Source organism: Mycoplasma sp. 'Moose RK' (assembly GCF_015708155.1).
Classification (GTDB): Bacteria; Bacillota_I; Bacilli_A; order Mycoplasmatales; family Metamycoplasmataceae; genus Mesomycoplasma.
This window is the reverse complement of the sequence record NZ_JADDYD010000002.1, coordinates 17,945-31,048: the sequence shown is the minus strand read 5'-3', so window position 1 is coordinate 31,048 and position 13,104 is coordinate 17,945. Positions and strand designations below refer to the sequence as shown.

The 13,104-nt window shown below is 31.2% G+C and carries 10 protein-coding genes; all 10 read right to left on the bottom strand.

The annotated features are described in order from the left end of the window. Positions 1-8 precede the first annotated feature (8 nt). The 10 genes from IM807_RS03245 to gpmI all read right to left on the bottom strand — a co-directional run bounded on the left by IM807_RS03245 (position 9) and on the right by gpmI (position 13,097). Positions 9-917, bottom strand: a complete 909-nt coding sequence (locus IM807_RS03245; protein WP_196363124.1) for a 5'-3' exonuclease — start codon at positions 915-917, stop codon at positions 9-11. Beyond that, on the bottom strand, positions 917-3,844 hold the full coding sequence (dnaE, locus tag IM807_RS03240) for a DNA polymerase III subunit alpha (protein ID WP_196363123.1): 2,928 nt from the start codon (positions 3,842-3,844) through the stop codon (positions 917-919). The genes IM807_RS03245 and dnaE overlap by 1 nt, the downstream gene beginning before the upstream one ends. Positions 3,845-3,903: 59 nt before the next feature. After that, entirely contained in the window at positions 3,904-4,239 is a 336-nt protein-coding gene (locus IM807_RS03235; RefSeq protein ID WP_196363122.1) for a ribosome-binding factor A, read from the bottom strand. A gap of 11 nt (positions 4,240-4,250) precedes the next feature. Then, entirely contained in the window at positions 4,251-6,050 is a 1,800-nt protein-coding gene (gene infB / locus IM807_RS03230; RefSeq protein ID WP_196363121.1) for a translation initiation factor IF-2, read from the bottom strand. Continuing rightward, complete coding sequence (locus IM807_RS03225) at positions 5,996-6,319, bottom strand: YlxR family protein (protein WP_196363120.1); 324 nt, start codon at positions 6,317-6,319, stop codon at positions 5,996-5,998. Before IM807_RS03225 ends, infB begins: the two co-directional genes overlap by 55 nt. Before the next feature lie 28 nt (positions 6,320-6,347). Beyond that, positions 6,348-8,150, bottom strand: coding sequence for a transcription termination/antitermination protein NusA (gene nusA / locus IM807_RS03220; protein ID WP_196363119.1), 1,803 nt, complete (start codon positions 8,148-8,150; stop codon positions 6,348-6,350). 18 nt (positions 8,151-8,168) lie between these two features. Further along, positions 8,169-8,405: a hypothetical protein gene (locus IM807_RS03215; RefSeq protein ID WP_196363118.1), complete on the bottom strand. Its 237-nt coding sequence runs from the start codon at positions 8,403-8,405 to the stop codon at positions 8,169-8,171. Positions 8,406-9,269: 864 nt separating this feature from the next. Continuing rightward, positions 9,270-11,069 carry a cation-translocating P-type ATPase gene (locus tag IM807_RS03210; protein ID WP_308699305.1) on the bottom strand — a complete coding sequence of 600 codons (1,800 nt, stop codon included), beginning with the start codon at positions 11,067-11,069 and terminating at the stop codon, positions 9,270-9,272. 229 nt (positions 11,070-11,298) lie between these two features. Then, a complete protein-coding gene (locus IM807_RS03205; RefSeq protein WP_196363116.1) occupies positions 11,299-11,511 on the bottom strand; it encodes a hypothetical protein in 213 nt (70 codons plus the stop codon). A 68-nt stretch (positions 11,512-11,579) separates the two neighbouring features. Next, complete coding sequence (gene gpmI / locus IM807_RS03200; protein ID WP_196363115.1) at positions 11,580-13,097, bottom strand: 2,3-bisphosphoglycerate-independent phosphoglycerate mutase; 1,518 nt, start codon at positions 13,095-13,097, stop codon at positions 11,580-11,582. Positions 13,098-13,104 lie beyond the last annotated feature (7 nt).

Sequence of the window (13,104 nt, the reverse complement as noted above, 5' to 3'; positions counted from 1 at the left end):
GAGAAAAATTAACTCTCAATTTCCTTGTCAACTAGTTTTCCTTCAGCTAGAAGCGTCAAGGATAACAAAACTTTTTTTAATTCAAGCTCTTCTAAAATTTTGATGAGATGAGAATTAATTTCAATTCTTTGTTTTTCAAAAATATTAAAATTAAAAGTTGCATTAGTATTTAACTTGATAAAATCCTTGAAAAACAGTAATTTTTCCCGTTTTTCAAGGATTTGTTGCCCCAACTTCGGCGCTAAATTTTTGATATTGACCAAAATTCCATCTAAATTTTTATATTTTGCTAGTAATTTTAGCGCTCCTTTTTCGCCAAGACCTTCCAAAATTTTGATATTATCAGATTTATCACCTGCTAAAACTTTAAAGTCAATAACTTGATTTGGTAAAAATCCATAAATTTCAAAAAAATTATCAATTGTTTTGAAATTTATGAAATTTTTTTCAATTTTGCTAACTATTCTTGTTTTATTGTCAATTAATTGCAATAAATCCTGATCAGCCGTGAAAATAAGTATCTCAGTTTCTGGTTCTTCTTTGCGAATTTTTTGTTGCAATGAGGCAATTAAATCATCTGCTTCAAAATCACTTTCTTCAGATCAGGCAAAATTTGAGGTGTTCAGAATCGTTTTTATAATATTCATCTGTTCAAAAAGGCTTTCAGGCTGTTTTGGCCGCCCTTTTTTATAATCAGGATAAGTTTTATGACGCTCAGTTTTGTCGCCCTTATCAAAAGCAAAATAGATGTTAAATGGCTCAAAAAGCTTGATTAAACGAAAAACAGTTGTAAAAAAAATATGAATCGCTGAAGTATCAATTCCTTGCGAATTCACCATTCTAATCCCTGAAAATGTTGCATAAAAAGATTTGAATGCCAGTCAAGTTGCATCAACCAACAAAATATTTTTTGTCACTATTTACCTCACTCTTTGAAATTTGGTTGGGTAAAATAAAATTTATCTTCTTTCCCTTCTTTTCTAACCAAGTGAAAATGATAGAATTTCCCCTTTTCTAACTTAGAAAATTCTATCTTTTTTGTCCAAATTTCAATTTCATTTCCATCATCAGCCAAAATAACATGACATGTTTTTCCAAATTTTGTTGTTTTTAAAAAAACATTCTTGACTTGTAAAATAACACGATGTTCTAGATCTTTTTTAAGTTCAGTTAGGGGTGTTTGTCCTTCAAAAGCTGGATTTTTGAAAAAAGTCATCCCAAGCAATTTTCGCTCATTTTCCAGATTTATTTCATAATCAAAGGGCATTTTTTCAAGTTCTAATCCCAAATTTTCTTTCAGAACCGGAGCAACCGGATTGCCATTTTTGTCAGTAAGCACAAGACTTGCATTATCTCACAGAAAATCAAAATTATGCAAAAGTGTTTCCTGATTTCCAAAGTCATTAAGTGCATTTGCTAAAATTAGCTTTAAGAAAGCTGCTTTGGAAAAATTTATCAGTTTCATTCTTGTAATAAAATCACGGAAATTCTGATATTTTCCGTGATTTTGCCGTTCAGAAACAATTAATTTTACAGCCGCAATTCCCAGACCCTTAATCATTAAAAGCGGCAAAAAAATACTGTTTGTTTCTGCCAAAAAGACCGCATTTTCCTCAGAAAAATTAATGTTTGGCCGCTCAATTTTGAAGCCAAAACTGCGTGCTTCAGCAACATATTTAATAATATTTGCTTGCGCACCATTTTCATTGGAAATTAACTCAACAAAGAAAAATCCTGGAAACTTTGCCTTTAAAAAGGCCATTTTGTAAGCTAAAGTTGCATAAGCAATTGCATGCGCCTTGTTGAAGCCATAGTCTGCAAATTCATAAATCAGATCGTAAATTTTCTGTACAGTTGCTAATTTATGACCTAATTTATGACCTTTTTCAATGAAGTTATCTCTAATTTGTGCCAGTTTTTCTTCATTTTTTTTTGAAATTGCCACCCGGATTAAATCAGCTTGTGCAAGACTAAAACCAGCAACAACCTGACAAATTTGCATAATTTGTTCCTGATAAATGATAACACCAAAAGTAGAATCAAGAATTTTGTCATATTCAGGAAAAAATTTGTCTCATTTTCCTGATTTTTTGTTAGCAGCATAAACCTTAATTTGCTTGATTGGCCCAGGCCGATAAAGCGAAATTATGGCCGAAACATCGGCAATTGAATTTACCTTAATTAAACGAATTGCGGCTGTCATTCCTGGTGATTCAAGTTGAAAAATACCACTTGTTTTTCCATCTGAAAGCAATTTATTTGCCTCTTCACTATAAACTGGCAATTGCAAAAAGGTTAAATCAAGGCCAGTTTTCGACATTTTTTGGAGAATATTATCAACAATTGTCAAATTCTTAAGACCTAAAAGATCAATTTTTAAAAGCGAGAAATCTTCCAAAAATTCAGCACTATATTGTAATTGATTTAAATTTTCCTTAGAAACGTGTGTGGGTACAAGTTGCCTAATTGGTAATTTTGAAAGCACAATTCCAGCTGCATGCGTTGAAGATTGCCGAGGAACCCCTTCCAGGAAAACACTAATTTCAAAAATCTTTTTATAAATTTCACTATCATTATTGTAACCTTTTTGAATCAATTTATAAAAATCTGATTTTTCATCATAAGCTTGCTGCAAGGTAAAATTTGCCTTGATTAATTTTGCATTTTGGTTAATTTGCGTTTCAGGAATCCCGAAAGCCTTAGAAATATCACGAAAAACACTTCGTGCCGCCAAGGTTGAAAAAGTAATAATTGTTGCACAATGATTATTACCATATTTTTTAAAAAGGTATTCAATAATTTCGCCACGCCTGGTATCTTGAATATCAATATCAATGTCAGGCATCGTGATTCGCTCTGGATTTAAAAACCTTTCAAAAATAAGGTCATATTTAAGTGGATTTACAGTTGTAATGTCAAGTAAATAGGCAATTAGTGAACCCGAAGCCGAACCTCTTCCTGGACCAATAAGGATTTTTTTTTGTCTTGCTCAGCGCAAAAAATCCCAAATTACTAAAAAGTAATTACTAAAATTAAGACTACAAATTGTTTTGTATTCATGTGCAAGCCGTTTTTTTCAAATATAATTTTGCAATTCAGTTTGTTTTTCAGCAACTGCTTTATTTAAAATTTTTTTCAAAAACTCATTAGGATTTAGTGCGCTTTCTTCATTAAGATCAGGAAGATTAAATTGAGTTTTTGGGAACTCAATTTTGATATTTTCAACAAGTAAATTTGTCCTTTCTGCAACAATTGGATCAATTTCACATTCTCATTTGTCAAAGTCATAAAATTTTCTTTTTGAATCAAAATTTACCCCTTTAATTTTCGCAAGATATTGATGATAAATTCCTTCTTTTGCAAAAAGAACATCACGTTCTTGCACATAAACAGCATTTTCAACTGTTGGATCATTTAGGGAAATAAAGTAATTTTTTAGATTTTGTAACAAATTTGTTAATTGCTGCTTAGTTTTTGCAAAATAACCTTTTTTTGGGTGGTCAATAATGATAATGTCAGGCTGATTTTCTAAAACAACGATATTTAGTGAAACATTATGTAATTTTTTTGAGGAAATTTCGGAAAGAAAAATGTAACCTTGATAATTTTTAGCTAGTAAAATAAAATGAAAATTTTCAATTTCAATTTCCAAACCAATTATCGGATTTATCTTGTTTTTAAGACATAATTTGTAAAATTTAGGTATTCCGTACATTGAATTTAAGTCAGTTAAAACTAGGGTTTTTAAATCATTTTTAACTGCGAATTCAATTAGCGAATCTAATTTGATTGTCGAGGACAGAAAAGTGTATTCGCTAGTTGTGTGTAAATTAATAATTTTCATGATTTTCTAACAGTAATTCTCAGATTTAAATTGCAAAATAGGTAATAAAATAAGGGAAATTATTCATTTTTTTCGTTATTAATGCGTGCAAAAACTTTATCCATTTGGTCAACCCGACTAGCAACAGGATCGAGCTGAAAATGCAATTCTGGAACTTTAAAACCATCAAGTAAATTACCAAATTTAAGGCGAATAAATTTTTGTGCTTTAACAATTTCTGCTAAATTTGCTTCAGGATCACTTTCAAATTCTAAATAAACAAAAAGGTGGGAATTATCCCCTGAAAGTCGAGCTCAATTGACTGAAACAGGCATCCTATCAGCAAAATTGGATTCAATCACTTTTGCAATTAACTGCTCATAGTAAGCTTGTTTTTTTTGATGACTAACTGCCATAATTTTTCCTTTTATTCTTCAATTTCAACTTCTAAAAATGCTCTTAATTCATCATCAATTTCAATGTCATTAAACCGATAAATATGGGTTCCAAATTCATTTCCAACCACAGCCTCTTTGACATTATTTTTATCACGTTGCAGTGACTCGATTCTTCCTGAATGAATTAACTTTTTATTTCTTCAAACTTCAACCTTGCAATTTTCAACAAATTTTCCCTCAAGAACACTACATCCAGCAATTGAACCAACTTTTGAATACCAGAATTTAGCAATAATTTTCGCAATTCCAATTTGTTGCAATTCATATTTAATTTCCCGTAATCCCAAAACTTGCTTTTTAATTTCATCAATAATTTTGTAAATAATTGTGTGCTTACGAATTTCAACCCCAGCAACTTTTGCTTGTGCTTCAATCGACGCTGGTGTTTGCAAATTAAATGCATAAATGATTGAATTTGAGGTCTGTGCTAGCAAAATATCAGCCTTGTTTACTGCTCCAACTCCTGAGTGAAGAATGTGAACATCAACCTGTTTTGAAGACAATTTTTCAATTGTTTGTTGTAAAGCTTGGGCAATTCCAGCAACATCAGCTTTAATGATAATGTTTAAAGTTTTTGCTTTTGTTTGTTGTGAGGATTGAACTTTTGTGCGAATAATTTTTTCAGCACTTTTTTTCTCAAGCGCAAGCTGTTTGGCAAATTTTTCTTCATGGAAACCAAAAAATTTATCACCTGCTTCAGGGACATAATTTAGCCCTGTTACAATTACTGGTGTGCCTGGAGGTGCTGATTTTATTGCTTCATTGTTTGTATTTTCAAGGGAACGAATACGTCCATATTGAAAACCAGCTACAATAAAATCACGAACTTTTAAAGTCCCATTTTGAACCATTAAAGTGGCAATTGCCCCCCGATTATGGTGTAATTTTGCTTCAATAACAACGCCAATTGGATAACGATTTTTGTTTGCTTTTAGTTCAAGCATTTCAGCAACTAGCAAAATTGCCCGAAAAAGATCGTCAATTCCTGCGCCTGTAAGCGCTGAACCGTAAACAAAAATGTTATTACCACCTCATTCTTCAGTGACAACATCAAGACTTGAAAGTTCAGTTTTGATCCGATCAAGATCCTTATTTTCTTTATCCATTTTGTTAACGAAAACAATTATTGGCACTTGCGCTGCCAAAGCATGACTAATTGCTTCTTTTGTTTGTGGCATCACGCCATCATCGGCAGCAACAACTAAAACAATAATATCAGTTAATTTTGCGCCACGGGCACGCATTTGTGTAAACGCTTCATGACCTGGTGTGTCAATAAAATTGATTGTATTTCCTTCGAAAACAACTTGATAAGCACCTGTATGCTGTGTAATTCCACCTTTTTCTGACTTGGCAACATTAGTTTTACGAATATAATCAAGTAAAGTTGTTTTTCCGTGATCGACATGCCCCATAACCGTAATTATTGGTGGTCGTGGACTTAAATCAACATTTTCGTCCTGAATTTGGACTTTGTCCATGAAATTAGTGGCATCAATTTGCACTTCTTTTTTAAAATCAAGGTTAAATTCAAGACAAATTTCGGCAATTTCTTCTTCAGATAAGCTGTGATTTAAATTGTACATTTTTGCTTGATTGAAGAAATAGGTAATTATTTCATTAGCACTTACATTGATTTTTTGTGCTAATTCAGCAATAGTGAGCATTCCTGAAAAAAGGAAGACACCATTTTCTACTTTTGTTTCAACAGTTTTTAATTGGGATTTGATTTCTCCTGTATTTGAGATTCTTTTTTCCTGTTTTTTCATCATAAATCGACCTCGATGGCTAAGTTTTGGTAAGCAAAAATGGGGATATTTGCTTTGTAAGTATAGTTAAATTTTTTTTTTGTAATTGCCAAATTTATTTTATCATAATCCAGAAGCACATATGATCCTCTGCCACCAATTTTAGGGTCAAAAAAAGGGTCAAAAATCAATTTACCGTCACGATAAACAAAGCGGACAAGTTCAGAAACAGGATAAGCTTTCCTGTCAACAATACATTTTCTTGTGTAATTTAGGAGCTTTCTTTTCATTAATAATTAAATTCTTCTTAAATTTGGCTTAAAAATCAAAGTCATCAATATCAAGATCGTTAACACCGGCATAATTAATTAAATCATCATCGGATTTAAAGTTTTTAAAGTGATTTTCATTTTGTTGCACTGTTTCAATAACAGGATTTTCACTTTTTGTAGGTTCATTTTCCTCTTTTTTTGGCGAAAATGTGCGCACACGCGGTTTTACTGCCGCGCTTTCATGCTGTTTGTCAATTAATTCGTTTTCAATTGCTGATTGATTTAGAGCTGAATCAAAAAGCGAATCAGCATCAAAAAATGATTTTTGATCATTTTGATTAAAACCATATTCGTTGGATTCGTAAAAATAGTCTTGATTTTTGCTATTTTCACTTCAATTTTGCACACCGCCACGCGATTTTTTCGCCGAATTATTGCGCGAAGCATTACTTCTGTCACGATTTGAATTCCGGCCTTCACTTTTTGAGTAATTCAAGAATGATTGTTCACTTGGACGCTCTAATTCGATCATATCGGCTTCAAATTCACGCAAAATTGAAGAAAAAGTATCATTTGGTGTAAAACTGGAATGGCGCGAGAATTGAAAATCTCTTGTTTGTTGGCGCGCCAAAAACTCATTTTTGAGTTCAAATAATTCTGCTTCATCACGGATATTTCCGTTTCATTCAATTTCAAAGGAATTTTCCTTTAAAACTAAAGAATAAGGAAGAATTTCCAATTGCGAACGTGTTAAATCAGAAGTTAATTTAACATTTGAACCCTTTCTTCCAATTGCTAAACTATGTTGAAAATCAGGGACAATTACCGTAAAACGGCGCACTTTGTTGTTAATCCGAAACTCTTTGATACAAACAACGCGCGCGGGCGCAAGACCGTTAACAATAAACTGGGCTATATCCGCATCGTATTTGATCACCTCAATTTTTTCACCATTAAGTTCTTGTGAAATTGCAAAAACACGGTTTCCGGTGGATCCAATTATTGAGCCAACTTCAGAAATATTTTTTGCTTCTGCTTCCTCAGTACGGCGAATTGCAACTTTGCATTTTTCGCCCGGAATCCGAGCAATTGAGGCAATTTCAAGATATTTTGATTGCAATTCGGGAATCGAATTAATAATTTTTTCCTTAACTAATTGAATTGATTTCGAGGAAACAACAATCTGCGATTGCCGAGTATTTTTAGTAACATCTTCAATTACAACTTCCATGCGATCACCAATTTTAAGGTTTTTACCAGAAGCATAGTGACTTGGCATGAAGGCAGCAACTTTGTCCTGGTCAATTTCAAAAATGTAGCCAGCAGAAATTTTATTTGTGATTGTGGCTGTAACTACCTTATTTTTTAAGGGATAGTAACGGTTATAAATATTGTTGCGAACAATGTCGGAAATTCGTTGTTTGAAAGCATGCATAATTGCCGTAAAAAGTCATTGTTCAAAGAGTTCCAAATTGATTTGGATTGGAAAAACATCATCAATTTTTGCTTCTTGATCATAATTTTTTGCATCTGAAAGTGCAATAAAAGAAAAAGATTCATTGACCTTTTCTTCATAGGTTTTTAAATTTTCAAAATGACTATCAGCAACAACAACTCCGTTGGTGTTTAGGACTTTAAAATCCAAATTTTCCAAGTCAGCATTGATCACAATTTCAGCATCAGGATCAATTTTTTTTGTAATTACGTACTCAATTGCATCACGAAAGACTTCAATAACCGCAGTTTCAATAAGTTCACTATTTTTAGCAACAGCTTTAATTGATTCAACAATCAATTTCAGTGTGTCTTTTTGATTTTTATCAACTTGTACGCTTTTTTTTCTTGGCATAATTTCTCCTAATAGTTTTTAAAGCATTCCGTACTTTGAAATTATTTCAATTTCATAATCAAATTTGCACTTTTCATTCTTTTCAATGAATCGTTTAACATCATAGCGAAGCCAACCAACATACTCTCAGGTACGGTAAATTGTTACAATTTGTAGGCATTTTTTTCCATTTTCATTAATGACAAAATTAGCTGACAAAATGGTAGGAAGCTCATCCATTAATTTTTCAAGATCTAAACTTGTTTCTATGTTCAAGATTTTTTCCTTTATGTGCGTTTTTAAAAACAAAGAGGCTGCCAGAACGACAACCTCTTGTTTTGACAGTCACAAATAATTATAACATTTTTTTTTTTTTTTTTAAAATCAAAAAAAAAAAAAAAAAATGTTTAAAAAAAAATAAAAAAGGCACCTTTTCAAGGCGCCTCCAAACTAATATTACAATAATGTGCAATGGAGCAAAAGTAAAATAGAAACTCAACTAAAAATCTTTTTTATTATAATCTAGGTAACTTTTATGGACATGGGGGCGAAATATTTAGAAGTTGCCCCAAAATTAATTTAAGCCGAACCATGCACGATATGATTTTTTACATAATACAAATCAATTACAAGCAACAAAAAAAAATAAGTAAGTTATTGTGATAATTAAATCCAACTTTTTTATGATTTATATATTGAAATATTGTATGGAATATGATGTTTGTAAAAGTCAAATATGAGTCTAAAAAGAAAGTTGGTTGCTTGTACAAATTTTGGCATTCACACAAGCAGATACAATTATACCATGTTTTGATTTTTTTTAGTTTTTTAGTTTTTTAGTCAACTGCGTTTATTTAATTAAATAGGCACGTTAACAAATTTCAAAAGGTTTTTGTGTTTACAGTGGTTAGAAAAAAAATTTTAACCTATTTATTATTTTTGTTCATACAAACATAATTCATATGAACAAAAATAATTATATAACATTTTTTTAAAAATAAAAACTTTTTTACAAAATTTTTTTAATTGCACAATAACCCCTAAACCTTACGCTTTTTGCCAAAAAATTCATTTAAAAATTTTATTAAAAAATATATTAAATAAAAAAATTCTTACTAAATTAGTATATTAATTTATGTTTTAAAAATCCTGTTCTTGTGATTTAGACAAAAATTTTTGATTTCTTTTCTTAAAAAATAAGGTATTAATTATTAAAAAAATCGATGAAAAAAGCATTAGCAGCATTGCAATAATTGGATAAATAAAGCCTAAAAATGCTAGTGGAACAAACAAAAAATTAAATAAAATTGCTCATGTAAAATTAATTTTTATTAATTTGTTTGTTCGTCGAACAATTTCAATTGCCTTGTATACTAAAATCAAATCAGGTTTCAGGAGTGAAACATCAGCAATTGAATTATTTAGCCCCGATCCGGTTTCAAAAGCCATTGATAAAGCTGCTGTTTTTGTTGCCAAAACATCATTTATGCCGTCGCCAACAAAAATCACAGGCGATTTTTTTTGCAAATCTGCAACCAAACTTGCTTTTGCCTGTGGTTGCAGATTTGCAAAAAATTGTGAAATTCCTACTTTTTTTGCAATATCAGCCACATTTTTTTGATTATCGCCAGAGGCAATAATGCATTTAAATCCTTGATTTTGCAGCTTTTTTATTGTATCTTTTGCTGTTTTTTTGATTTCATCCTTAATTAAAAAAACAGCAACAATTTCGTAATTTTTTGCCAAAACTGTGTAATTTCCGTTTTCAGTAAATGAAAAATTTTGATTTTGCAAAAAGTTATTTTTTATTGCAAAATCATGTGACAAAATTTGTCAAATTGTTCCCTGCTGATCAACATATTTTAGACCTTGACCTGGAATTTCCTCTGCAAAAAGAAACTCGACTTCATGATCAATAAAATTGAAAATAGCATTAGAAATCGGGTGTGTAGAATTTTGTGTCATTTGCTTTGCAAGCAAAAGTAAACTTGGATCACCCTGAAAATCAACAACTTTCGGCATTCCTAAAGTTAATGTTCCTGTTTTGTCAAAAATAATCACTTTTGAAAGTAAAATTTGTTCATAAACTTGTGAATTTGCAAAAAGAATCTTATTTTTTGATGCTAAAATTGATGATGAATAAATTGCTATTGGGGCAGCAATTCCGAATGCGCATGGACAGGAAATTACTAAAACAGCAACTGCAATATAAATTGCAGCTGAAAGCGGGCTTGAGTCTCGCGGCAAACTAAAACCTGGATAAATTTTTTGAAAATCACCAAGCAAATAGCCAACAGTAAGTCAAATTATGAATGCAAAAATCGACAAAATTAACACTGCTGGTGTGAAAATTGAGACAATTTTTTTTGAAATAGTTTCAATTTTTGAAGGCGATTCAAAAATATTTTCAAGGCGATTAATTGTTTGCATCAAAAAGGATTCACTTGCTTTTTTTGTTGCCAAAAGTTTAAAAGTATCACCAATATTGACACTTCCTGAAAGAATTTCCTGATTTTTGTGAAATTCAAGTGGCAAGGGCTCGCCATTAATTGATTGGTAGTTCAAAATGGCAAAATCTGATAAAAGTTGTCCATCAACTGGGACAGAGTCACCTTTTGATACTAAAACACAGTGTCCTTTTGTAATCTTGTGCGTTGGAATTTGGATTTTTTTACCATTATCTAGAATGAAGGAGTTTTTGTTTTTTAACTTAAAAAGATCCTTTAAATCTTGGTTTGAACTTTTTTGCAATTTCTCTTCAATGAATTTTCCTACATTAAAAAACAAAAAAAGTACAATTGAAACCTCAAAAAATTCCATATTAACAGCATTTTGTTGTCCTGTTGCTAGTTTGTAAATAAAAAAAATTGCTGAATATAAAAAGGAAACATGACTTGCAATTGCAATTAACAAATCCATTGTGAAGATTTTTTTAAGCATATTTTTGTAACTTAAAAAATATTTTTTTTCCAAAAAAATTACAAAAATAGCTTGAAAAAAGAGAAGAAAAACTAAAACTAGCAAAATTTTTTCATGATTTTTTAGACGCAAAAAATGATAATGAACTAGTGTTTCAAAAATAAAAACTGAAAAAACAAAAATAAAAATAATAAATTCAGTGATTATTTTTATTTTTGTCCACTTTTTGCTTTTAAAAAAGACAAAAAAATTAGTCAATCCGAGCACAACTATAACCAACTGAAGCCAGTTTTTTAATTATGAAATCATCAGAATACTTATTTTCATCACAGGTAATTTTCAAAATTTTAGCACTGACATTTAGATTTCAAGAAATATCAGGAAAATCAGCAAAAAGCTTTGCTAAAACGCCTTGACAGCTTGCGCATTTTATATTAATTTCAAATCTTCTGATAGTGTTCATTAGTAAATCATCCTTCATTTTTTTAAAAAAATATAGAACAAAAAAATTTGAAAATACAAATTTTTTTGTTATTTTTCTTTAATTAACAAGGAATCTTGATCCATTTTTGGACTTTTTTTAATTCCAAAATAGTCCAAAATTGTGGGCGCAATATTTGCCAATGTGCCGTTTTTAAGCTTTAAATCCTTATCGGTTGTAATCAACATCACCGGAAAAGATGTGTGTTTTGTTGATGGATTGCCATTTTCGTCTTCAGTTAATTCAGCGTTTCCATGATCAGCAGTGATAAAAAGATGGAAATTATTTTCCTTTGCCCAAGAAAAAATCCGACCAATTTGTGTATCCAAAGTCTCAACTGCTTTAATTGTCGCAGCTAAATTTCCGGTGTGGCCAACCATGTCAGGATTAGCAAAATTAACCACAATTAGGTCATAATTTCGACCTACTTGGATTAATTTATCAGTAATTTTTGCAGCTGACATTTCCGGAAAGTCAGCATATGATTCAACTTTTAGTGAATCAACCAAAATTCGATCTGAATTTTGCAAATCAAGTTCAACACCACCATCAAAAAAGAAGGTAACATGGGCGTATTTTTGCGTTTCAGCTAGTCTTAATTGCTTTAATCCAGCTTCAGCAACAACTTTTCCTAGCGGTTCATCAACCTTAACTTCTTCAAAGGCAACATCACAATTGATGCCTTCATATTTCATCATTGAAACAAAAACATCAATTTTTACGGGATTTTTGGGCATTTCTGAATAAAGATTAGTCTTTAAAATAAAATGCGAAAGTTGCCTTGCTCTATCAGGGCGAAAATTGAAAAAAATGACAGGATGATTGTCATTCAAGAAATCTCTTTGTGCAATTTCACTTGAAATTGCCGGTTCAAAAAATTCATCAAAAATACCTTTTTGATATTGTGATTCCACATAATCAAGGACATTTTTGAATGAATTTTTCGCATTACCACGAAGAGCATCAAACCCTTTTTCAATTCTTTCAAACATTTTGTCGCGATCCATTGAATAAAAACGGCCAGAAATTGAAGCAATTTTGTAATCGGGAAAGTCCTTAATTTTTGCTAAAAGTTCACCAATTCAAGGTTTTATTGATTGTGGCGAAACATCACGGCCATCACCAAAAAGGTGAATATTCAATTTTTTAACACCGAATTTACTTGCAAAATCAATTAAAGCAAACAAATGGTCTTGGTGTGAGTGTACCCCACCAGGTGAAAAAAGTCCCATAATTTGTACAGGAAATCCTGTTTTAAGACTATGTTCAAAAACAGCAATAAATTTTTCATTTTCAAAAAAAGCCCCATTTTTCAGGGCATTATTGATGATTGAAATTCCAGTGTGAATCACAAAACCAGCACCAATGTGTAAGTGGCCGACTTCGCTATTTCCCATCTGCCCTTGAGGCAACCCAACATCTTCACCTGAAGCAGAAATTAAACTATTTGGAAAATTTTTGAAAAGCATATCAAAAACAGGTGTTTTTGCTAACAAAAATCCGTTTCCTTGTGATTCTTGGCGAATCCCAAGACCATCAATGATAATTAAAATGACTTTTTTGGACATTTTTCCC